Origin of the sequence: Pseudomonas petroselini (assembly GCF_045037875.1) — a bacterium.
GTDB lineage: Bacteria > Pseudomonadota > Gammaproteobacteria > Pseudomonadales > Pseudomonadaceae > Aquipseudomonas > Aquipseudomonas petroselini.
Genome location: NZ_CP173614.1, coordinates 5,898,244 through 5,919,909, shown reverse-complemented (window position 1 = coordinate 5,919,909; position 21,666 = coordinate 5,898,244). Strand labels below are relative to the sequence as shown.

17 protein-coding genes and 1 other RNA gene are annotated in these 21,666 nt (G+C 61.6%); 15 read left to right on the top strand and 3 right to left on the bottom strand.

Annotation, left to right across the window (positions count from 1 at the left end):
• Positions 1-114 precede the first annotated feature (114 nt).
• The 10 genes from ACI512_RS27245 to ACI512_RS27200 all read left to right on the top strand — a co-directional run bounded on the left by ACI512_RS27245 (position 115) and on the right by ACI512_RS27200 (position 13,832).
• Positions 115-774 (top strand): GntR family transcriptional regulator, encoded by a 660-nt coding sequence (locus tag ACI512_RS27245; protein ID WP_015885327.1) that lies wholly within the window; start codon positions 115-117, stop codon positions 772-774.
• Positions 775-776: 2 nt separating this feature from the next.
• Positions 777-4,265, top strand: a complete 3,489-nt coding sequence (gene smc, locus ACI512_RS27240; protein WP_236379492.1) for a chromosome segregation protein SMC — start codon at positions 777-779, stop codon at positions 4,263-4,265.
• 259 nt (positions 4,266-4,524) lie between these two features.
• Entirely contained in the window at positions 4,525-5,388 is an 864-nt protein-coding gene (gene zipA / locus ACI512_RS27235; RefSeq protein ID WP_236379491.1) for a cell division protein ZipA, read from the top strand.
• Between the two features lie 87 nt (positions 5,389-5,475).
• Positions 5,476-7,833: an NAD-dependent DNA ligase LigA gene (ligA, locus tag ACI512_RS27230; RefSeq protein WP_236379490.1), complete on the top strand. Its 2,358-nt coding sequence runs from the start codon at positions 5,476-5,478 to the stop codon at positions 7,831-7,833.
• Between the two features lie 225 nt (positions 7,834-8,058).
• A complete protein-coding gene (locus tag ACI512_RS27225) occupies positions 8,059-9,225 on the top strand; it encodes a putative zinc-binding metallopeptidase (RefSeq protein WP_093545598.1) in 1,167 nt (388 codons plus the stop codon).
• Positions 9,226-9,400: 175 nt separating this feature from the next.
• An RNA gene (gene ffs, locus ACI512_RS27220) (signal recognition particle sRNA small type) lies at positions 9,401-9,497 on the top strand.
• A gap of 125 nt (positions 9,498-9,622) precedes the next feature.
• Entirely contained in the window at positions 9,623-10,054 is a 432-nt protein-coding gene (locus ACI512_RS27215; RefSeq protein ID WP_236379489.1) for a hypothetical protein, read from the top strand.
• A gap of 20 nt (positions 10,055-10,074) precedes the next feature.
• Positions 10,075-12,036 (top strand): hypothetical protein, encoded by a 1,962-nt coding sequence (locus ACI512_RS27210; RefSeq protein ID WP_236379488.1) that lies wholly within the window; start codon positions 10,075-10,077, stop codon positions 12,034-12,036.
• A 157-nt stretch (positions 12,037-12,193) separates the two neighbouring features.
• Positions 12,194-13,240, top strand: a complete 1,047-nt coding sequence (locus tag ACI512_RS27205) for an N-acetylmuramidase family protein (RefSeq protein ID WP_015885320.1) — start codon at positions 12,194-12,196, stop codon at positions 13,238-13,240.
• Between the two features lies 1 nt (position 13,241).
• Positions 13,242-13,832, top strand: a complete 591-nt coding sequence (locus tag ACI512_RS27200) for a hypothetical protein (RefSeq protein ID WP_231807506.1) — start codon at positions 13,242-13,244, stop codon at positions 13,830-13,832.
• 212 nt (positions 13,833-14,044) lie between these two features.
• On the opposite strand, the gene ACI512_RS27195 is transcribed toward ACI512_RS27200, so the two are convergent.
• Positions 14,045-14,911, bottom strand: coding sequence for a LysR family transcriptional regulator (locus tag ACI512_RS27195; protein WP_046036428.1), 867 nt, complete (start codon positions 14,909-14,911; stop codon positions 14,045-14,047).
• A gap of 103 nt (positions 14,912-15,014) precedes the next feature.
• On the opposite strand from ACI512_RS27195, the gene ACI512_RS27190 reads away from it, so the two are divergent.
• Positions 15,015-15,974, top strand: a complete 960-nt coding sequence (locus ACI512_RS27190; protein WP_236381993.1) for a DMT family transporter — start codon at positions 15,015-15,017, stop codon at positions 15,972-15,974.
• On the opposite strand, the gene ACI512_RS27185 is transcribed toward ACI512_RS27190, so the two are convergent.
• Positions 15,888-16,259, bottom strand: a complete 372-nt coding sequence (locus ACI512_RS27185; protein WP_236381995.1) for a VOC family protein — start codon at positions 16,257-16,259, stop codon at positions 15,888-15,890. The genes ACI512_RS27190 and ACI512_RS27185 overlap by 87 nt on opposite strands.
• A 53-nt stretch (positions 16,260-16,312) precedes the next feature.
• Positions 16,313-17,062, bottom strand: coding sequence for an ABC transporter substrate-binding protein (locus ACI512_RS27180; protein WP_236381997.1), 750 nt, complete (start codon positions 17,060-17,062; stop codon positions 16,313-16,315).
• A gap of 133 nt (positions 17,063-17,195) precedes the next feature.
• Here ACI512_RS27180 and dnaX point away from each other — a divergent pair, with 133 nt between their 5' ends.
• The 4 genes from dnaX (at position 17,196) to recR (ending at position 21,479) form a co-directional block, all read left to right on the top strand.
• Positions 17,196-19,262 carry a DNA polymerase III subunit gamma/tau gene (gene dnaX / locus ACI512_RS27175; protein ID WP_064052667.1) on the top strand — a complete coding sequence of 689 codons (2,067 nt, stop codon included), beginning with the start codon at positions 17,196-17,198 and terminating at the stop codon, positions 19,260-19,262.
• Between the two features lie 42 nt (positions 19,263-19,304).
• Positions 19,305-19,643, top strand: coding sequence for a YbaB/EbfC family nucleoid-associated protein (locus ACI512_RS27170; RefSeq protein ID WP_003175481.1), 339 nt, complete (start codon positions 19,305-19,307; stop codon positions 19,641-19,643).
• A 133-nt stretch (positions 19,644-19,776) separates the two neighbouring features.
• Positions 19,777-20,811, top strand: coding sequence for an NADP-dependent oxidoreductase (locus ACI512_RS27165; protein WP_046036433.1), 1,035 nt, complete (start codon positions 19,777-19,779; stop codon positions 20,809-20,811).
• A gap of 65 nt (positions 20,812-20,876) precedes the next feature.
• Positions 20,877-21,479 (top strand): recombination mediator RecR, encoded by a 603-nt coding sequence (recR, locus tag ACI512_RS27160; protein WP_015885312.1) that lies wholly within the window; start codon positions 20,877-20,879, stop codon positions 21,477-21,479.
• Positions 21,480-21,666: the final 187 nt, after the last annotated feature.

The following is a 21,666-nucleotide window of genomic DNA, read 5'->3' as shown; positions in this document are numbered from 1 at the left end:
GTGTTCAACGTTGCTTATTTCATGCCAAATTCGCCGCCGTGGGCGTAGCGCCATCAGCGGGCCAATGCGCTACACTGCCGCGCTTGTACCGATAGAAGATTTTGAAGGGAAAACATGACGTTCAAGGCGCCGGACAGTCTCGCCGAGCAAATTGCTCACCACCTCGCCGAACGCATCATTCGCGGCGATCTCAAGCCTGGGGAGCGGATCCAGGAGCAAAAGGTCACGCTGGCACTCAATGTCAGCCGTGGTTCCGTGCGCGAAGCCTTGCTGATCCTCGAGCGCCGTCACCTGATCGCGATCCTGCCGCGCCGTGGCGCCCACGTCACCGAACTCACCGCGCACAAAGTGCAGAGCCTGTGCACCTTGATGAGCGAGTTGTACATCCTCCTGGGCAATGCGGTTGCCCAAGGCTGGCAGACCCAGGTGGACATGGCGCCCTTTGTGCAGATCCAACAGCGCCTGGTGACCAATTTCGAGCGCCAGGACATCCGCGCCTTCGTCGAAGAGTGCTTCAATGTGATGCGCGCCGCTTACCCCTTCGCCAACAACCCGTATCTGCAGGAGACGGTCGAGAACCTGCAGCCGGCGATGAACCGTGCCTATTACCTGGCCCTGGATCAACGCAAGGCGTCCATGAGCGAGTACCTGGCGCTGTTCGAGCAACTGCTCGCCGCCGTACTCGCCCGTGACCTGCCGCAGATTCGCCTCGTGCTGTCGGCTTACTGCCAGCGCAGTTCCTCGCTGGTCATCGCTGCGTTGGCGGACGCCTAAGCGTGCGGCTCAAGTGCATCAAACTGGCGGGGTTTAAATCCTTCGTCGACCCGACCACGGTCAACTTCCCCAGTAACATGGCGGCGGTGGTCGGGCCCAATGGTTGCGGCAAGTCGAACATCATCGACGCCGTACGTTGGGTGATGGGCGAGAGCTCGGCTAAAAACCTGCGTGGCGAGTCGATGACCGACGTCATCTTCAACGGCTCCACCAGCCGCAAGCCGGTGAGCCAGGCGAGCATCGAACTGGTGTTCGATAACTCCGACGGCACCTTGATCGGCGAGTACGCGGCCTACGCGGAAATTTCGATCCGCCGCAAAGTGACCCGCGACAGCCAGAACAGCTACTTCCTCAACGGCACCAAGTGTCGCCGTCGGGACATCACCGATATCTTCCTCGGCACCGGCCTGGGCCCGCGCAGCTACTCGATCATCGAGCAGGGCATGATCTCCAAGCTGATCGAAGCCAAGCCCGAAGACCTGCGTAACTTTATCGAGGAAGCGGCCGGTATCTCCAAGTACAAGGAGCGCCGCCGCGAGACCGAAAACCGTATCCGCCGCACCCACGAGAACCTTGCCCGCCTGACCGACCTGCGTGAAGAGCTGGAGCGCCAATTGGAGCGCCTGCACCGCCAGGCCCAGGCCGCCGAGAAGTACCAGGAATACAAAGGCGAGGAGCGCCAGCTCAAGGCGCAACTCTCGGCCCTGCGCTGGCAGGCGCTGAATGATCAGGTGGGGCAGCGCGAAGCGATCATTGGCACCCAGGAAATCAGCTTTGAAGCCTTGGTGGCCGAGCAGCGCAATGCCGACGCCAGCATCGAGCGCCTGCGTGACGGCCACCATGACCTGTCCGAGCGCTTCAATCTGGTGCAAGGCCGTTTCTATTCGGTGGGTGGCGACATTGCTCGCGTGGAGCAGAGCATCCAGCACGGTCAGCAGCGCCTGCGCCAATTGCAGGATGACCTGAAGGAAGCCGAACGCGCGCGCCTGGAAACCGAATCGCACCTGGGCCACGATCGCACCTTGCTGCTGACCCTCGGCGAAGAGCTGGACATGCTCACGCCCGAGCAGGAACTCACCAGCGCCGCCGCCGAAGAAGCCGCCGCCGCTCTGGAAGAAGCCGAAACCACGATGCACGGCTGGCAGGAACAGTGGGATACCTTCAACCTGAAGTCCGCCGAACCACGCCGCCAGGCCGAGGTGCAGCAGTCACGCATCCAACAGCTGGAAACCAGCATGGAGCGCCTGGCCGAGCGCCAGCGGCGTCTGCAGGAAGAGCGCGTGTTGCTCGCCGCCGAGCCGGAAGACGCGGCGATCATGGAGCTGAGCGAACAACTGGCCGAAAGCGAAATGACGCTGGAGGAACTGGAAGCCAGCGAAGAACAACAAGTGGAGCGCCTGGAGCAATTGCGTCAGCAACTGCAACAGGCGACCCAGGCTCAGCAACAGGCCCAGGGGGATTTGCAGCGGCTCAATGGCCGCCTGGCATCCCTTGAGGCGTTGCAGCAAGCCGCTTTGGACCCAGGCACCGGCACCGCCGAATGGCTGCGCGACCAGCACCTGGCCGAACGCCCGCGCCTGGCTGAAGGATTAAAAGTTGAAGCCGGTTGGGAGCTGGCGGTAGAGACCGTTTTAGGCGCCGACCTGCAAGCCGTACTGGTGGACGATTTTGGCGGTTTTGACCTGACCGGTTTTGCCCAGGGCGATTTGCGTTTGCTCAGCCCGGCCGCTGACGGCGCGCGGGTGCCGGGCAGTTTGCTGGATAAAGTTGAGGCGGCGATTGATCTGTCGCCGTGGCTCGGCCAAGTCAAACCGGTCGAATCTCTTGAGCAGGCCCTGGCCCAGCGCGGCCAACTGGCGGCCGGCGAAAGCCTGATCAGCCGCGACGGCTATTGGGTGGGGCGCCATTTCCTGCGCGTACGGCGCGCCAGTGAAGCGGAAAGCGGTGTTCTGGCCCGTGGCCAGGAAATCGTCAACCTGATCGCCGAGCGTGAAGAGCGCGAAGCCACGCTGGAGAGCCTGGAAACCGAACTGCAAACCCTGCGGGCCACCCAGCGCCAGCAAGAGACCGGTCGTGAACACCTGCGCCGCCTGTTGCAGGACGAAGCGCGCCAGCAAGGCGAATTGAAAGCCCAGCTCTCCGCGAGCAAAGCCAAGGTCGAGCAACTGACCCTGCGCCGCACCCGTCTGGACGAAGAAGTTGCCGAGATGGGCGAGCAACGCGCCCTCGAACACGAACAGATCGGCGAAGCCCGCCTGCAGTTGCAGGAAGCCCTCGACAGCATGGCGCTGGACACCGAGCAGCGCGAATTGCTGCTGGCCCAGCGCGACAGCCTGCGCGAGCGCCTTGACCGCGTGCGCCAGGAAGCGCGGCAGCACAAGGACCACGCTCACCAGTTGGCGGTACGCTTGGGGTCGCTCAAGGCCCAGCACGCGTCCACGGCCCAGGCCCTTGAGCGCCTGGAGATGCAGTCCGAGCGCCTGACCGAAAAGCGCGAGCAACTGAGCCTCAACCTGGAAGAAGGCGAGGCGCCGCTGGAAGAGTTGCGCCTCAAGCTCGAAGAGTTGCTCGACAAGCGCATGACCGTCGACGAAGAACTCAAGACCGCACAGATCGCCCTGGAAGACGCCGACCGCGAACTGCGCGACGCCGAAAAACGCCGGACCCAGGCCGAGCAGCAATCCCAGCTGATCCGCGGCCAGCTCGAACAACAGCGCATGGAATGGCAAGCCCTGACCGTGCGCCGCAAGACCCTGCAAGACCAATTGCTGGAAGACGGCTATGACCTGCACGGCGTGCTCAATACGCTGACCGCCCAGGCCAACGAGAAAGACGCCGAAGAAGAACTTGAGCGCATTGCTGCACGTATCCAACGCCTCGGCGCGATCAACCTCGCCGCCATCGACGAATACCAGCAGCAATCCGAGCGTAAACGTTATCTGGATGCCCAGGACGCCGACCTGGTGGAGGCCCTGGACACCCTGGAGAACGTGATCCGCAAGATCGACAAGGAAACCCGTAACCGCTTCAAAGATACCTTTGATCAGATTAATGGCGGTTTACAGGCCTTATTCCCAAAAGTTTTCGGCGGTGGCAGCGCTTACTTGGAACTGACGGGCGAAGATCTACTCGATACAGGGGTAACGATCATGGCGCGGCCTCCGGGAAAGAAGAACAGCACCATCCATTTGTTGTCCGGCGGCGAGAAAGCCCTGACCGCATTGGCCCTGGTATTTGCCATCTTCAAGTTGAACCCGGCGCCGTTCTGCATGCTCGATGAAGTTGACGCTCCGCTGGATGACGCTAACGTTGGACGGTACGCGCGGTTGGTCAAAGAGATGTCCCAGACCGTGCAGTTCATCTATATCACCCACAACAAGATCGCCATGGAAATGGCTGATCAGTTGATGGGGGTAACGATGCACGAGCCGGGCTGTTCGCGTTTGGTGGCGGTGGATGTGGAAGAGGCGATGGCGATGGTGGAGTCTTGAACCCTGCCGCGAGAGAATTTTTTTAGCACGCTGTAAGACGGTTTACCGGTCTGGCGAAAGTGGCAAATGGACATATTTGTTCAAGGCATTTTGACAGACGGTGTAAAGTTATCTTTGGTCGTGCTAGTTTAATGTCAATTTTTCGTATGCGTGGGCAAAACGTCAGTCAGAACATAGAGTTGGCGCCACGTTTTAAAGCGGTTTGCACGGTGCTAAACCCCTTATTTTTCAGCATTTTTTATTAGAGGCACGGGATTACATGGAAATCGGTCTGCGCGAGTGGCTGATCGTCATCGGCATTATTGTCATTGCCGGTATTCTTTTTGATGGCTGGCGCCGAATGCGCGGTGGCAAGGGCAAGCTCAAATTCCGTCTGGACCGCAACCTGTCCAACTTGCCCGACGACGACGGCAGCGCCGAGCTGCTGGGGCCGCCCCGCGTGCTGGATACCCATAAAGAACCCCAACTGGACGAGCACGACTTGCCGTCGATGAGCGCGCCAGTGCGTGAAGCCCGCGAGCCGTCCTCCAAGCGTGGCAAACGCGCCAGCGCCGGCGTGGCCGAGCCGCATCAGGGTGACCTGAACCTCGACGTCGATGAAGGCCCGAGCTTCAGCAGCCGCGATGATGATTTCCCGGATGAAAACGCGGGCAAGAACGCACCGCGCCAGTCCGTGAACGATCAGCCGCCCGCCGAAGAAGTGCTGGTGATCAGCGTGATCTGCCGCGACGCCGCCGGCTTCAAAGGCCCGGCCCTGTTGCAGAACATCCTGGAAAGCGGCCTGCGGTTTGGCGAGATGGATATCTTCCACCGTCACGAAAGCATGGCGGGTAACGGCGAAGTGCTGTTCTCCATGGCCAATGCGGTCAAGCCGGGCACGTTCGACCTGGACGATATCGATCTGTTCAGCACCCCGGCCGTGAGCTTCTTCCTCGGCCTGCCAGGCCCGCGTCACCCGAAACAGGCGTTCGACGTGATGGTGGCGGCAGCCCGCAAGCTGTCCCAGGAACTGAACGGCGAGCTCAAGGATGACCAACGCAGCGTCTTGACCGCGCAAACCATCGAACACTACCGTCAGCGCATCGTCGAGTTCGAGCGTCGCGCCCTGACACAGAAACGCTGAGGTTCGATCTTAAGCGTTGTCTGTAGAATCCGTGCACTAACATATTGAGCAGCTTCGGCTGCTCTTTTGCTTTATGAGAGAACACCCATGACCGCCGCTCACACCCGCATCCTCGAACTGCGCGCTGAACTGGATCAGCACAACTACCGTTACCACGTCCTTGACGAACCGAGCATTCCGGACGCCGAGTACGACCGGCTGTTCCACGAGCTCAAGGCTCTGGAGGCCGAGCACCCTGACCTGGTCACGCGTGATTCACCGACGCAGCGGGTCGGCAGTGCGGCGTTGTCGGCGTTCACCCAGGTCAAGCACGACATTCCGATGCTCAGCCTCGGCAATGCCTTCGATGAAACCACTATGCTCGAATTTGATCGCCGGGTGACCGAAGGGCTCGACCTGCCGGTGGGCGATCTGTTTGGCGGCGGGGCAGCGGTGGAGTACAGCTGCGAACCGAAGCTCGATGGCCTGGCGGTCAGCCTGCTGTATCAGGACGGCGAGCTGGTACGCGGCGCCACCCGTGGCGACGGCACCACCGGCGAAGACATCAGCGTCAACGTACGCACCGTGCGCAATATTCCGTTGAAGCTGCACGGCAGCGGCTGGCCGGCGACCCTGGAAGTGCGGGGTGAAGTGTTCATGTCCAAGGCCGGTTTCGAACGGCTCAATGCCTCGCAACTGGAAGTCGGCGGCAAGACCTTCGCCAACCCGCGTAACGCCGCTGCCGGTAGCCTGCGCCAGCTGGACTCGAAGATCACTGCCAGCCGCCCGTTGGAGTTCTGCTGCTACGGTGTGACCACCGACATCAGTGATACCCATATCGGCAACCTGCAACAACTGAAGAAGTGGGGCATGCCGATCAGTCACGAGCTGAAACTGGCCAAGGGTATCCAGGATTGCCTGGATTACTACCGCGACATCGGCGAGCGGCGTAACAGCCTGCCGTATGAAATCGACGGTGTCGTATTCAAGGTCAACAGCATCGCCTCCCAGCGCGAGTTGGGGTTCCGCGCCCGCGAACCGCGCTGGGCCATCGCGCATAAATTTCCGGCCATGGAAGAACTGACCGAACTGCTCGACGTGGAATTCCAAGTCGGCCGTACCGGTGCCGTCACGCCGGTCGCGCGACTTAAACCGGTCAAGGTCGCGGGTGTGACCGTGTCCAACGCCACGTTGCACAATATGGATGAAGTTGCGCGCCTGGGCCTGATGATCGGCGACACCGTGATCATCCGCCGCGCCGGTGATGTGATCCCGCAGGTCGTGTCGGTCGTCCCCGAGCGCCGCCCGGAAAATGCCCGCGCGGTGCAGATCCCCGAAAGCTGCCCGGTGTGTGGCTCCCATGTGGAGCGCACGCAACTGGTCAAGCGCAGCAAGGGCAAGGAAACCGTCAGCGAAGGCGCGGTGTACCGTTGCGTCGGCCGTCTGGCCTGTGGCGCCCAGCTTAAGCAGGCGATTATCCATTTCGTTTCGCGCCGCGCCATGGACATCGACGGCCTGGGCGACAAGACCATCGAGCAACTGGTGGATGAAAAGCTCATCGGCTCGCCGGCCGACCTCTACACGCTCAAGTACGAGCAGATCATCGACCTGGAAGGCTTTGCCGATATTTCCAGCAAAAAGCTGATCACCGCCATCGAAAACAGCAAGACCCCGACCCTGGCGCGGTTTATCTACGCCTTGGGCATTCCCGACGTAGGCGAGGAAACCGCCAAGGTGCTGGCGCGCTCCCTGGCGTCTCTGGAGCGCGTGCAAAAAGCCTTGCCGGAAGTGCTGACGTACTTGCCGGACGTGGGCCTGGAAGTGGCGCACGAGATTCACAGCTTCTTCGAAGACAGCCACAACCAAGACGTGATCGGCGCGCTGCTGTCGCCGCAGGCATGCGCCCTGCAATTGCAGGATCAGGGCGAGCTGAGCGCCGAATTCGCCGCCAGCACCACCTTGGGTGGTTTGCTCGACAAGCTCCACGTGCCCAGCGTCGGCCCTGGCGCTGCGCAGAAGCTGGCGGACAAGTTCGTTACCCTGGAGGGCGTGATCAAGGCCGACTGGCTGGATATGCGTCAGGCACTGCCCGAGAAGCAGGCCAAGGCCGTGCGCGAATTCTTCGATAACGCAGACAACGCCAACCACGCCCTGGCCATCGAGCAGCAGCTCAAGGATTTTGGCATGCATTGGGACAGCGAGAAGAAGGTGGTCGAAGGCTTACCCGAGGCCGGGCATACCTGGGTGCTCACCGGCTCCCTGGAGCTGATGAGCCGTGACGTGGCCAAGGACAAACTTGAAAGCCTGGGCGCCAAGGTGGCGGGTTCGGTCTCGGCGAAAACCCACTGCGTGGTGGCGGGGCCGGGTGCCGGTTCCAAGCTGGCCAAGGCCAGTGAATTGGGCCTGAAAGTGTTGGATGAAGAAGCTTTCGTCGCCTTCCTCGCCAAACACAACATCCCCGTCTGATTCGGGACCGTTGTGGTGAGCCCGATTGCTGTGGTGAGCGGGCTTGCCCCGCGCCGGGCTGCGAAGCAGCCCCCACACAGACGCTTAGGTGTTTCAAATAGACCGAAGTGCCTGGATCTGGGGCAGCTTAACCACCCAGCGCGGAGCAAGCCCGCTCACTACAATAATGTGGAACGATTTCGACGGGGAAATGATCTAGTCTCAGTCACCCTGGGAGAGATCGCCATGTTCCGCTACTTCGAGCAACTCAGTTCGCGTATTGCTGCGCCCTTCGCGGCCGGCCCGTCTCGCGACAGCAAGGTATGGCAGTGCCGCTGCGGCCAATCCCTGTTCTTTCGCAACAGCCAGTGCCTGGCCTGTCAGGCACTGCTGGGTTATCAACCGCAACAAAGTCGACTCGCGTCCCTGCAGCCCGGCCCCGTGGAAGGCACGTGGCTGCAGGATGACAATCTCGACGCCGGCGCCTTTCGCCGCTGCGCCAACCTCGACACGCCGGCTGCCTGCAACTGGCTGATCCCTGCCCACAGCACTGCGCCGCTGTGCGTGGCGTGCAGCCTCAACCGCACCATCCCCGACCTGTCGATTCCGGAAAACCATGAACGCTGGCGCAAAGTAGAAACCGCCAAGCGCCGCCTGGTCGCGCAATTGATCAGCCTCGGCCTGCAAGTCGTGCCCAAAACCGCCGACGAAGACAACGGCCTGGCCTTCGACTTCGTCGGTATCGACCTGGAAGGCAATGCGCCGATGACGGGCCATGCGAATGGCTTGATCACCCTCGACATCAAGGAAGCCGACGATGCCCACCGTGAAAAAGTCCGCGTACAGATGCGTGAACCCTATCGCACCCTGCTCGGCCATTTTCGCCATGAGGTCGGCCATTACTACTGGGACCGCCTGATCGCCGATACCCACTGGCTTGAAGCCTTTCGCGCCCTGTTCGGCGATGAACGCGCCAGTTACGCCGAGGCGCTCGACCAGCACTACCAGAACGGCCCGCGCCCCGACTGGCAGCAAACCTGCGTCAGTGCCTACGCCACCATGCACCCTTGGGAAGACTGGGCCGAAACCTGGGCCCACTACCTGCACATGATGGACGCCGTCGACACCGCCCTCGGCTTTGGCATGAGCGGTCGCGAGATGGACCTGGATTACCAGCCATTCCCCCTCAGCACGCTCTACGACCCCGAGCACCCTGGCGGCGCGGCGTTCCTATCGTTCGTCAACGCCTGGATCGAACTGGCTGGTATGCTCAACGAACTGTCGCGCAGCATGGGTCAGCCAGATTTCTATCCCTTCGTGCTGCCACCGGCAGTGATCGCCAAGCTGCACTTTATTCACTTGGTGATCCAGGAAGAGGGCGGAAGGGCAGATGAGGTCGTGCACGCACAGTGATGAGCCAAGGTGGGAGGGGGCATGCTCCCTCCCACAGGAGAACACACCAATCTCCATAGCTATGACAAGTACTTGAACCCCCTCATTTTTTAATCCGGCCCCAACGGTTGTAACTTCCGATGAGATCGGTACAATGGCCCCGCTTGCCGAGAGGCCAGCGTCGTTATGGTGACCCCATCGGTCCCCCCGCAACGATTACCCGTGAACCTGGTCAGAGCCGGAAGGCAGCAGCCACAGCGGGAACATTGTGTGCCGGGGTGTGGCTGGTGGGGTTGCCTCCATAACGCTCTTCCTTGCATGACCTCTTAAATTTCACTTCAAAAATGCTTTCACGCCATCTGCCATCGGGCGGTCCATGGCGGCATACTCCAGTGCCTGGCATGCGGAGACAACACACGTGGAAAAAGTCGACGACCTCACTCGCGAAAAACTGCGGGAGTGGCAGATGCGGCGCCTGGAGATCAAGGACCGTATTCAATCGCACCCTGAACAGACCCTGGAATTAGCGAGGGTGCTGGACCTGATGGATGACGAGCACGCGGAGATCCTCAGCCAGGCGCAAATGATCCAAGTTGCGCAGGTGGCCGATGAACCCGCGCCGCCGGCCGAGCCCGCGTCGCCGCCACTCGCGGGTGCCTGCACGCTGCAGTTGAATGTGGCCGCACAGAGTGCCGAGGACATGCGCAGGCTGCTCGATATGGCGGTGTTCGAACTCCAACAGCAGATCAATGCGATGGCCTCTACGCCGCACGTGCATCCTCATAGCGGCGGCATGTCGGGGTCTCTTGGGGAATATCGGTTTGAGCTGGGCGGTCAGGGCAATGCCTGATTGCCTGGCTGCGAGGAACTATGCAACCGGAACACTTTGATTTATCCAGCCCCGTCTTCCTGCCCGTGACGGATGAGACCTGCACGGCCCTGCTGGGCACCGACGGTGCCACCGCCCTTGCCGGCCTGACGGACCCGGAGTTGGCCGCCGTGCTGGTCATCCAGAACCTGGCCCAGACCGCAGAAAAAGACCTGACCTGCATGGGCGCCGAGCGCATCCTGACCAAGCTGATCGACTGGGCGGTGGACACGCAGGCAGAAGGCACCGCGAGATTACTGTCCGAAGCCCAGCGGCTGTTCGATCCGCGCAAACTGTACTTTGGCTTCAATGCGCTCAAAACGGTCAACCTGCGGCTGGTGTCGGCTGAAGAAGTCGCGGCGCGGGATTACCTGCTGCCTTCGGGCAAATGGGATATCGGCTACAAGGTCCGCCACCTGCGCAGCAATGACCCGTTCAGCCAGCAGATGATCACGCCCCGGCACCGCGAACGCTGGCTCAGTCCGGCCCAGGACAAGCTGGTGCGCACCTTTCGCGCCAACCTGAACGAAGACCTGCATGTGCAAGGCTATGCGGGCATCGGCAAGAGCCACTTGCTCGGCGCATTGATGGAGTGCCTGCGGCCCGCTCAGACCCTTGTACTGGCGCGCACGGGGGCAAAACTGGCGACGCTTCGCGAGCGTATGGGGTTGGCGCGTGACAGCAAGGCCGGCTCGACGTTTGCCGCCTTCGCCAAGGCCCTGCTTCAGGGGCCACGGCCCTCCGCGCAGATTTCGCCGGTGAGGTTGCCCGGCAAGCACGATGTGTCCCAGGCCCTCAATATCCATGGCTGGCGGGGGCACGATGGCGCGGTGACACTCGATATCTGTCTGAAGGTGCTCGAAAGCTACTGCCACTCCAACCATCACAGCCTGTCGGCGAGGCACTTGCCGCATTTCAAGCAACCGCTGTCCAGCGTCGACGCCCAAGCGTTGCTGGAGTATGCCAGCCGCGTGTGGACCTACCTGGAAGCCAACCCGCAATGGGCCAACCAGACCGGCTTCGCGGCGCTGTGGCTGATCAAGCGTGCGAGCCTCGAAGGGTGCGTGGTGCCGCCCCGGTACACCCATGTACTGATCGACGAAAGCCAAGACATCCCGCCGTCGTTGCTGCAAATTATCGAGCGCGGCCGCCAGGTGCTGATCACCCTCGGCGATGAATACCAATTGGCCAGCGGTGTGATGGTCCGGAGAAAGCGTGAGGTCCGGCACACTGACATCAGTTACTCCGTCCGCTCAGGCCGCAACGTCGAGCGTCTGGTCAATCCGTTGATCAGCGTGCACTCGCAGAAGGGCAAGACGCCCTTTGAAGGCGCCCGGGATGCCGATGTCGGCATTGAGCATTACCCCCAAGGCTTCGTGCCGCCGGAAGGCTGCGTGGTGCTGACTGCCTCCCATTGGGACACCATGAAATGGGCGATTCAGTTGCAGCAGGCCAACTGCCCCTTTGGTCTCCTCGACAACGCCGCGCAGCAGGACCTCGAGCGCTTCATGATCAGCGCTGTCGCCTTGTTCAAGCCGGAGTTCTACAGCAACGAGCACAACCACAACGGCCCGCATGCGTATTTCAGCGACATGGACGACTGGCAGCAGGTGCGCGATGCCGGCCAGTTCGATGAATCGTTCCTGTGGGTCGAGAGTGAATTGGAAAAAGGCTTCAACGTCGCCGACATTACCCGTTTGAACCGGTTGAGCGGCGTCCCCGGCAAGCGCTGCCTGCTGATGCTCGCGGAAGAGGCGGGCGGCATGGAGTTCGACCGCGTATTGCTCACGCCCGAGCTGCTCACCAACGTTAAGTTCAAGGATGCCTACGCGTTCGATCAGCGACTGTGCGCGGTGTACATCGCCATTTCCAGGGCTCGCGCGCAGCTGTACCTGCCTTACGACGTGGTCGAGTGGATTGATTTCCACACGTATCAGAAAACCCGAGAGTTCCACGGTTACTGATCAAATATATTCGGCTGTTTCACAACTTTTACCGGTCGCTCTGGACAACCCCAAACCGCCTTGTTAGTTTCCGCCAGCCACTTGTTTCAGAGTATGACAAGGTGGTGGAGTTGATATTGAAGTGCCACTACTTCTTTAACTAACAAGGATGTCTGTGATGAAAAGCCTGCAAGGGTTGCCCCGTCTTATCAGTGCTTCGGTGGGCGCCCCCGGTAAAGCCCGTAACTTGCCCGCCGATGTGCAGTGCATCCAGTATCTATTCAATTTGATCATTCCCAAGCTGGGGTTTCCGCTGGCCGAAAACGGCAAGTGCGACGGCCAGTTGGTGCAGTGCATCAGCCAGTACCAGTTTCGCCACCTCAAATATGCCCACCCCGATGGCGTGATCGACCCTACCGGTAAAACCTTCAACAGTTTGATCGAAGAGGCGGTCAAGGTGCCGGTGAAGGCCTTCCCGACCCTGCGTATTCCGAGCTTTCTGAATACGTTCGGCAATAACCAGGGGGATGCGGTGCAAGCCACGGTCAATGTGTACCTGGACCGCATGCGCGCGGTGATCGAGGCCGAGCGGCGTAACCGCCAATTGATGCTCCAGGCCACGTGCGACGGGGGCATGACGCTGAGCGAGAGCGACTTTCAGAACGCCGCCACGCAGTTGGGCAGCGGCATTTCGGTGAATATCATCAAGGCTTTCGCCACGGTGGAGTCCGGCGGGCGTTCGGGGTTCGGGCCGGCCAAGTTGCCGGTGATCGCGTTTGAAGGGCACCTGTTTCAGCGGTACACCAAGCACATCTACGACCAGGCGCACCCGCTGCTGTCCTACACCTATAAGAAAAAGGCCGGGCCCCAGTGGCAGATTAACAACAAGGACCAGACCAAGGCCTGGGAAACCATGGCCACCGCCTTTGCCCTGGATCAGGAAGCGGCCTTGATGTCGGCGTCGTGGGGCATGTTTCAGATCATGGGGTTCAACTTTGCATCCTGTGGTTACAAGACCGTGTTTGAGTTTTCTGCGGCATTAAAAGTGAATGCGGGCAACCAACTAAAGGCGTTTCTCGGGTTTTGCAGTAAGAGCCCGGCGTTGATGAAGGCCATGAAGACTAAAGATTTTACCGGCATGGCGCGTAACTATAACGGCGAGGACTACGGCAACTACGACGTCCTGATGCAAAAAGCCTACGAGAAACTTGAAGGGAAAAAATAAGATGATCCGTTTTCTAGCACTGGGTGTGTTGTCGTTGTGCGCCGTAGCGCCTGCCTTTGCCGGTTCGCCCGCGTTGCATTCAGGCAAATACGAAGGGCTGATGCTCGCGGTGACGCCTGAGCACCAGGTCGAAGGCTACTACTCGGAACAGATGGGCGAAGGCGTGACGCGCGGCTGCACGTTTTACCTGCAAGGCCAGCCCGGCGCGCTGACCACCTGGCTCGACGAGTCTTACCCCGGCAGCGTGGCAGCGTCGTCTGACGGCGTGACCCTGACCGTGGCAGAAGGCCGCCAGCATCCGGGTTGCCTCAATGTGCTGATGCCGGAGATTGCCACCGGCCTGGACCTGACCCAGACCGCCAGCAAAAAATGGATCGGCCTGGTGAAGGTGTCCGCCGACAAGGCTTACCTGCTGAAAAACCCAAGTGCCAAGGCGGCGAAACGGCCGTACATCGTCAAGAATGACGTGGTCGGTGTGCTGGCCTTCAAGGATGGCTGGGCCCAGGTCGAGTTCATCAATGCGGATGATCGCTCGTTTACGGGGTGGATCAGCCAGGATCAGTATGCGCGGTTGGCGGCCCCCAAAGGCTGATCTCGACAACGATAAGCGTCTAAGTCTGGACGCGGGGGGTTGTGGGGAATGGGGCTTTTGGGGGGAGCGGGGCTTGTTCCCCTGCGGGTTCACTGTAGATCTGATGGGGCTGCTTCGCAGCCCGGCGCGGGGCAAGCCCGCTCACTACAAAAAACCGTACATCACAAAGAGCCCCATTTAGCCCAACAAGCCCACACCCACATTTTGGATTTTCATCCGCCAAAGGTTTCACGCAACAAGTCGGCAAACGCATCCCGCGCCAGGTGTCGCTGGGTGTCCTTGTGCCAGAACAGCAGGTTGTCCACTGCCTGCCATTCCTCAAAGCGGTACGACGCCAGCTGATTGGCCTGCTCATAGCGGGCCAGGATGCCTTCCGGTGCCAGCGCCACGCCAATCCCGGCACTCACGCAACCGATGATCGTGCCCCAGCTGGCATAGCTGGCAATCGCCGGTTTGAAGGCGTGGGGCTTGACCCAGTTCTCCAGCGCCGCCCGATAAGGGCAGCCCGGTGGCCACACCAGCAAGGTGCGGCCAGCCAGGTCTTCGGCGCTGTGGATCGGGTCGCTGGAGGCGCTGGCGATCAGCACCAGGCGTTCGCGGTAGACCACGCTGTGTTCGAGCTTCGCGCGTTTGTTGCCGGCGGCCACCAGCGCCACGTCCAGGCGGTGGTGTTGCAGGTCGTCGAGCAGCTCGCCCCAGGCACCGGTCACCAGTTCCAGGCTGACGTCCGGGTAGCGCCGGTGGTACTCGGCCAGCAGGGGCGGCAGACGCCCGCTGGCGCTGGACTCCACGGCGCCGATACGCAGGGTGCCACGGGGAATGGCGTTGGCGTCCACGGCGCGTTTGGACTCGTCCACCAAGGCCAGGATGCGTTCGCAATACTCCAGGAAGATCTCACCGGCAGCACTGATCACCAGCCCACGCCCGGCGCGAATAAACAGTGGCGTGCCCAACTCGCTTTCCAGCTGCTTGATGCGCGTGGTGATGTTGGACGGCACGCAATGCAATTGCACGGCGGCCTGGGCCACGCTGCCGGTTCGCGCCACGGCTCGCACCATGTTCAGTTGGGCCAGTTCCATTGCTCAGTTCCCGTGATTTCAGAAGTCAGAAACGGTTAATTGTCCTACGCCTTGCCTGGGCCAAGACTGACGGCATTCCTTCTCAGTTTTCGGATGGCCGTCAATGAATACCCCGTTACCCCTGAAGCTTACGCTAGTCATCGCCAGCGTCATCCTCTGTTGGGCCTATTCACCGATTGGCGTGCATATGGGCCTGCACAGCTACAGCCCTGGCCAGCTCGCGCTGCTGCGGTTCTTGATCGCGTCAGTGTTCATGGCGGGCGTGGCGCTGGTGCTGGGCATCGGTCGACCCCGCGTGCGGGATCTGCCGTGGCTGCTGGTATTGAGTTTTTTCGGCGTGTTCCTGCACCACACCAGCCTCAATTACGGGCAGCAATTCGTGACCGCTGCGGCGTCGAGCGTGCTGGCGCAATCGGCGCCGCTGTTCAGTGTATTGCTCGCGTTTTTCTGCTTGAAGGAACGGGTCAGCCTCTGGCGCTGGAGCTGCGTGTTGCTGGGCTTGCTCGGCGTGCTGGTGGTGATCTGGGGCGATCACGGTGTGGGCGATATCGACCCGCGCGGCTTGCTGATCCTGCTCGCGGCCGTGTCGTGGAGCTTGTACTTCGCCATCCAGAAACACTATGCGCACCGCTACAGCCCGCTGACGATGGCGTGCTACATGGTGTGGGCGGGCACCTTGATGCTCTGCGTGAATCTGCCAGGTCTGCCCTCGGCGGTGATGAAGGCGCCGTTGCCGGAAAACCTCGCGGTACTGGTCCTCGGGATTTTTCCCAGCGCCTTGGCGTACCTGGCCTGGGGGTATGTGTTGAAACATGTCGAGGTCAGCCGCGCCTCAGTCGCGATGTACCTGATCCCGCCGGTGGCGATGACGATGGCGGCAACGCTGCTGGGCGAGCACATTGCCCTGCAAGTGGTGCTGGGCGGCGTGATCGTGTTGGCCAGCGTGGCCGCCATCAGCCTGGAAGGGCATTGGCGGTCAATCGTGCAGGCAGAACGCGCGCAGCCGGTGACCATCGAGGTCCTGGGCGACGAAGGTGTAGCCGAAGTCCAGGGCGGTCGGTGACTGGATGATCGTCGCACCGCGCTCGACCCACAGGGCGTGCAAGGCATCCACGGCGGCCTTGTCGGCCAGGGACATGCCCACTTCACCGCCACCGCCCGTGAGCTGGGCCGCCGGCTGTACGGTATGGCGCGACCACAGCCCCAGTTTTACCCCATTGTCGAGAATGAACAGGGCGAAGGTCGGGTTGAGCTCCACCGGTGGCTTGTCCAGCAGGCGGCTATAGAAGTTGGCGCTGGTGGCCGGGCTGTCGACGTACAGCAGGAAATAGTGGGCAATGGTGTTCATGCGGGCTCCTTGGACATGCGTGTTTGGGGAGCCGAGTCTATAAGGCGGTGCTGTCAGTTCCTGTCAGGAGTCTCACCGGTGTAGAGCTGGATGAGTTGATCGATCTCGCCCGACAGCTTCATCCGCAATAAGGTGCGCAGGATCTGCTGCACCGGCACATCCGGGTCGTTGCGTACGGCGCAGCCCAGGTGCTGTTCATCCATCACTGCCACCTTGTGCAGCCGTTTGCCGACCGGCATCCGTTGGTTGAAACGGTCGAGTATCCATTCATTGGCCACGGCGAACTTGAAGCGCCCGGCCACCAGTTTGTGCAGCACTTGCTCCTCGCTGCGCGCATCGTCGCGGCTGAGCTGGCCACTGGCAAACAGCGGGTCGAGGGTGGCGTAGCGGTAATTGAGCACCGTGCCGATGGCTTGCGGCGCGAGTTTGCTGACGTGTACGGGCTGCGCGGGGATGTGGGTGCTGACCAGCAGGTTGCGCTGCACCATCAGCGGGATGCTCCAGCTGAAGTCGTCGGACAGGTTGTCGACCCAGGCCTGGGTGACATAACAGCGCACGTCAATGTCGCCATGCTCCATGGCGCCGGAGATGCGCGCCCGCGCCAGCACGTGGAATTCGGCCGGTCGGCCAACTTGGGTGGCCAGGCTCAACATCAGGTCATACAAAATACCCTGGGTCGGCCGGCCGTCCTCCAACTGCACCACGGGCATGGCCCAGCTGTCGGAGACCGAGAAGCGCAAGGGGGTGGGGGCTGCAAGGCAAGCCGAGGTGATCATCCATAAAGCGCCCAGGACTCCGCGCATACACTCTCCGGGTTCAGGCCTTTTTGGGGCCAATCAGGCAAGCTTAGTCAGATTAGGCGAGCGTGCCGGATGCAATTTCCCCTTTGCTCCGCTAGCATTACCGGCTTCCGCTTCCCAGTTGCGACGGTTTTCGATGAGTTATCAGGTTCTTGCACGTAAATGGCGTCCGCGCTCGTTCCGCGAAATGGTCGGCCAGACTCATGTGCTCAAGGCTCTGATCAATGCCTTGGACAGCCAACGGCTGCACCACGCCTACCTGTTCACCGGTACTCGGGGGGTGGGCAAGACCACCATTGCGCGCATCATCGCCAAATGCCTGAACTGTGAAACCGGTATCACTTCGACGCCCTGCGGCACGTGCTCGGTGTGCAAGGAAATCGACGAAGGGCGTTTCGTCGACCTGATCGAGATCGACGCCGCGAGCCGCACCAAGGTCGAAGACACCCGTGAACTGCTCGACAACGTGCAGTACGCGCCAAGCCGCGGTCGCTTCAAGGTCTACCTGATCGACGAAGTGCACATGCTCTCCAGCCACTCCTTCAACGCCTTGTTGAAAACCCTGGAAGAGCCGCCGCCCTACGTCAAATTCATCCTGGCCACCACCGACCCGCAGAAACTTCCTGCAACGATTCTGTCGCGGTGCCTGCAGTTCTCCCTGAAAAACATGACCCCTGAGCGGGTGGTCGAGCATTTGACCCACGTGCTGGGCGTCGAGAACGTACCGTTCGAAGACGATGCCCTGTGGCTGCTCGGCCGCGCCGCCGATGGTTCGATGCGTGACGCCATGAGCCTCACCGACCAGGCCATTGCCTTTGGTGAGGGCAAGGTCATGGCCGCCGACGTGCGCGCCATGCTCGGTACCCTGGACCACGGCCAGGTATTCGACGTGCTGCACGCGCTGATCGAAGGCGACGCCAAGGCCTTGCTCGAGGCCGTGCGCCACTTGTCGGAGCAAGGCCCCGACTGGAATGGCGTGCTCTCGGAAATCCTTAATGTGCTGCACCGCGTTGCCATCGCCCAGGCGCTGCCTGAGGGTGTCGACAACGGCCATGGCGACCGCGACCGCGTGTTGGCCCTGGCCCAGGCGTTGCCGGCCGAAGACGTGCAGTTCTACTACCAGATGGGCCTGATCGGTCGCCGCGATCTGCCCCTGGCCCCCGACCCGAGGGGCGGCTTTGAAATGGTGCTGCTGCGGATGCTGGCCTTCCGGCCTGCCGACTCGGCAGACGCGCCGAGACAGCCGCTAAAGCCAGTGGGGATCAGCCAGGCCACAGTTGATTCCGCCAAACCAGTGGCTGGCGCGGCGGTGGTTGCGCCAGTGGTTGCTGCACCCGCGCCGGTTGCTTCGGTGCCTGCGCCTGAACCTGAGCCTGAACCAGTGTCTGCTGCGCCGGCGGTTGAGCCGGAACCGGTCAGCGCGCCTGAGCCGGTCGTCGACCTGCCTTGGAATGACCCGGTGGAGGCTGACGCCGACGTCGAGCGGGTGCCTGCCGTAGAGCCCGTGCTGGAAACCAGCGGCGAGCAGCCCGAGCTGACGCCGATGCCCACGCCGACCCCGGACAGCGTGGTGCCGGATGCCCCCGAGTGGGTGTCCGCGCCGGTCCCCGAGCCCACCGTGGCCCAGGTGGAAGCTGCCACGCCGGGCATCGACCTCGACGACGAACCGCCGCTGGACGAGGACTACATCGAGCCGGACATGGATTCGGCCTACAGCTACCTGGACGACCTGGCCAGCGAACACACCGCCGAGCCGGCCCCCGAGCCCGAGGCGGAACCCGCTGCGGCCCCGGCCACCGGCCTGGCCCTGCAATGGCTGGAGCTGTTCCCGAAACTGCCGATTTCCGGCATGACCGGCAGCATCGCCGCCAACTGCACACTGATCTCCATTGAGGGCGACCACTGGCTGTTGCACCTGGACCCGGCCCACAGCGCCCTGTTCAACGCGACCCAGCAACGCCGCCTCAACGATGCACTGAACCAGTATCATGAGCGCCCGCTGACCATCACCATCGAGCTGATCAAGCCCGAGCAGGAAACCCCGGCCCAGGCCGCGACCCGCCGTCGTATCAACCGCCAGCGCGAGGCCGAGGATTCGATCCAGGGTGATCCACTCATCCAGCAAATGATGCAACAGTTCGGTGCGGTCGTCCGTCACGATACTATTGAACCCGTCGAAGCCCCGGTGCCTCAGGCGTCATAACACCGGGCTACTAATTGATCCACGTACTTTGAGGTGATTCCCATGATGAAAGGTGGCATGGCCGGCCTGATGAAGCAGGCGCAGCAGATGCAGGAAAAGATGGCCAAGATGCAGGAAGAACTGGCCAACGCCGAAGTCACCGGTAAAGCCGGTGGCGATATGGTCAGTGTGGTGATGACCGGTCGTCACGACATCAAGCGCGTGAGCATCGACCCAAGCGTCCTGCCGGGCGTTGGCGAAGATGACCTGGAAATGCTCGAGGCGCTGTTCGCCGCGGCCGTTAACGACGCCGTGCGCAAGATCGAAGCCAACAGCCAGGAAAAAATGGGCGGCGTGACCGCCGGCATGCAACTGCCACCGGGCATGAAGCTGCCGTTCTGATCGATGTGTTTTAGCTACACTCCACTGCCAGGCCACGTGCCTGGCATTTTTTTGTGTGCCAATTGGATCGAACCCTGGTACGCCACGCAGGGTCTGCACCCTATACCGATACATTCGATAAAGGAGCCCCTTCATGCCTCAAGAACCGATCCTGAACCAGCGCATTGTCCTGGTCTCACGCCCTCAAGGCGCACCGACCCCGGAAAATTTCCGCCTGGAGCGTGTGAATCTGCCTGACTTGGCTGACGGCCAGGTCCTGCTGAAAACCCTGTACCTGTCCCTCGACCCCTACATGCGCGGACGTATGAGCGATGCACCGTCCTACGCAGCTCCGGTGGAAATCGACGAAGTGATGACCGGTGGCGCTGTCAGCCGTATCGAACAGTCGCGTAACCCGAAATTCGAAGTGGGCGACCTGGTCGTCGGCGCTACCGGCTGGCAGAGCCATAGCATTTCCGATGGTCGCAACCTGATCCCGGTGCCTAGCGGCCTGGCGAGCCCGTCCATGGCCTTGGGTGTGTTGGGCATGCCGGGTATGACCGCCTACATGGGCCTGATGGACATCGGGCAGCCCAAGGCGGGCGAAACCCTGGTGGTCGCCGCAGCGTCCGGCGCGGTGGGCTCGGTGGTGGGGCAGGTGGCCAAGCTCAAAGGCTTGCGTGTAGTGGGCATCGCAGGGGGCGCCGACAAATGCCGCTACGTGGTGGACGAATTGGGCTTTGATGCCTGCGTCGACCACAAGAGTGCGAATTTTGCCGATGACTTGGCCCAAGCGTGTTTCAACGGTGTGGACATCTATTTTGAAAACGTCGGCGGCAAGGTCTTTGATGCCGTGATGCCGCTGCTTAACCCCAAGGCGCGCATTCCGTTGTGCGGCCTGATCGCCGGCTACAACGCCCACGAGGCGCCCAGCGGTCCTGACCGGTTGCCCGCACTGCAGCGTACGTTGCTGACCAAGCGTGTGCGCATCCAGGGCTTTATCGTGTTCGATGACTACGGTGATCGCCAGCCGGAGTTCCTCAGCGCCATGGCGCCTTGGGTGCGCGATGGCAAGATTAAATTCCGCGAGGACGTGGTCGACGGCCTGGAGCAGGCACCCGAGGCCTTTATCGGTTTGCTGGAAGGGCGCAACTTCGGCAAGTTGGTGGTGCGCGTCGCGCAGGATTGAGGATTTGACGCTAATCCGGGGCGCGGGTATAAACCGCGTCTCGTTGTTTTGTCGGACCATTGCCCATGAGCTTCAGCCCCCTGATTCGCCAACTGATCGACGCCCTGCGCACATTGCCGGGTGTCGGCCAGAAAACCGCCCAGCGTATGGCGCTGCAATTGCTCGAGCGTGATCGCAGCGGCGGCACCCGGTTGGCCCAGGCCCTGAGCCAGGCCATGACCGGCGTGGGCCACTGCCGCCAGTGCCGCACCCTCACCGAGGAAGAGCTCTGCCCGCAATGCGCCGACCCTCGCCGCGACGACACACTGCTGTGCGTCGTGGAGGGGCCGATGGATGTCTACGCGGTAGAGCAGACCGGTTATCGTGGGCGCTACTTTGTGCTCAAGGGCCACCTGTCGCCGCTGGACGGCCTGGGCCCGGAAGCCATCGGCATTCCGCAACTGGTGGCGCGCATCGAAGAGCAGGGCACCTTTACCGAAGTGATCCTGGCCACCAACCCGACGGTGGAAGGTGAGGCGACCGCGCATTACATCGCCCAATTGCTGACCAACAAAGGCCTGATCACCTCGCGCATCGCCCACGGCGTGCCGCTGGGTGGCGAGTTGGAGTTGGTGGATGGTGGGACGCTGGCGCATTCCTTCGCCGGGCGTAAACCCATCGCCCTCTAAAGACCACCGCACTACAAATGTGGGAGCTGGCTTGCTGTGGTGAGCGGGCTTGCCCCGCGCTGGGCTGCGAAGCAGCCCCATTAGATTCGCTGGGAGACTGGCTGCTTCACCAAAGCAAGCCCCCTTCCACATCGCGTTTGTGCCATTAGCAATCGCTGAGTACGGCTTGATAACCAAGCAAGCGCTT

Coding starts and splice junctions, on each gene's coding strand:
- ACI512_RS27225 (WP_093545598.1), top strand. CDS start 8,059: ATGTTCCGCTACTTCGAGCAACTCAGTTCGCGTATTGCTGCGCCCTTC.
- ACI512_RS27180 (WP_236381997.1), bottom strand. CDS start 17,062: ATGCGCGGAGTCCTGGGCGCTTTATGGATGATCACCTCGGCTTGCCTT.
- ACI512_RS27190 (WP_236381993.1), top strand. CDS start 15,015: ATGAATACCCCGTTACCCCTGAAGCTTACGCTAGTCATCGCCAGCGTC.
- ligA (WP_236379490.1), top strand. CDS start 5,476: ATGACCGCCGCTCACACCCGCATCCTCGAACTGCGCGCTGAACTGGAT.
- ACI512_RS27210 (WP_236379488.1), top strand. CDS start 10,075: ATGCAACCGGAACACTTTGATTTATCCAGCCCCGTCTTCCTGCCCGTG.
- ACI512_RS27200 (WP_231807506.1), top strand. CDS start 13,242: ATGATCCGTTTTCTAGCACTGGGTGTGTTGTCGTTGTGCGCCGTAGCG.
- zipA (WP_236379491.1), top strand. CDS start 4,525: ATGGAAATCGGTCTGCGCGAGTGGCTGATCGTCATCGGCATTATTGTC.
- dnaX (WP_064052667.1), top strand. CDS start 17,196: ATGAGTTATCAGGTTCTTGCACGTAAATGGCGTCCGCGCTCGTTCCGC.
- ACI512_RS27205 (WP_015885320.1), top strand. CDS start 12,194: ATGAAAAGCCTGCAAGGGTTGCCCCGTCTTATCAGTGCTTCGGTGGGC.
- ACI512_RS27245 (WP_015885327.1), top strand. CDS start 115: ATGACGTTCAAGGCGCCGGACAGTCTCGCCGAGCAAATTGCTCACCAC.
- ACI512_RS27185 (WP_236381995.1), bottom strand. CDS start 16,259: ATGAACACCATTGCCCACTATTTCCTGCTGTACGTCGACAGCCCGGCC.
- ACI512_RS27165 (WP_046036433.1), top strand. CDS start 19,777: ATGCCTCAAGAACCGATCCTGAACCAGCGCATTGTCCTGGTCTCACGC.
- recR (WP_015885312.1), top strand. CDS start 20,877: ATGAGCTTCAGCCCCCTGATTCGCCAACTGATCGACGCCCTGCGCACA.
- ACI512_RS27195 (WP_046036428.1), bottom strand. CDS start 14,911: ATGGAACTGGCCCAACTGAACATGGTGCGAGCCGTGGCGCGAACCGGC.
- ACI512_RS27170 (WP_003175481.1), top strand. CDS start 19,305: ATGATGAAAGGTGGCATGGCCGGCCTGATGAAGCAGGCGCAGCAGATG.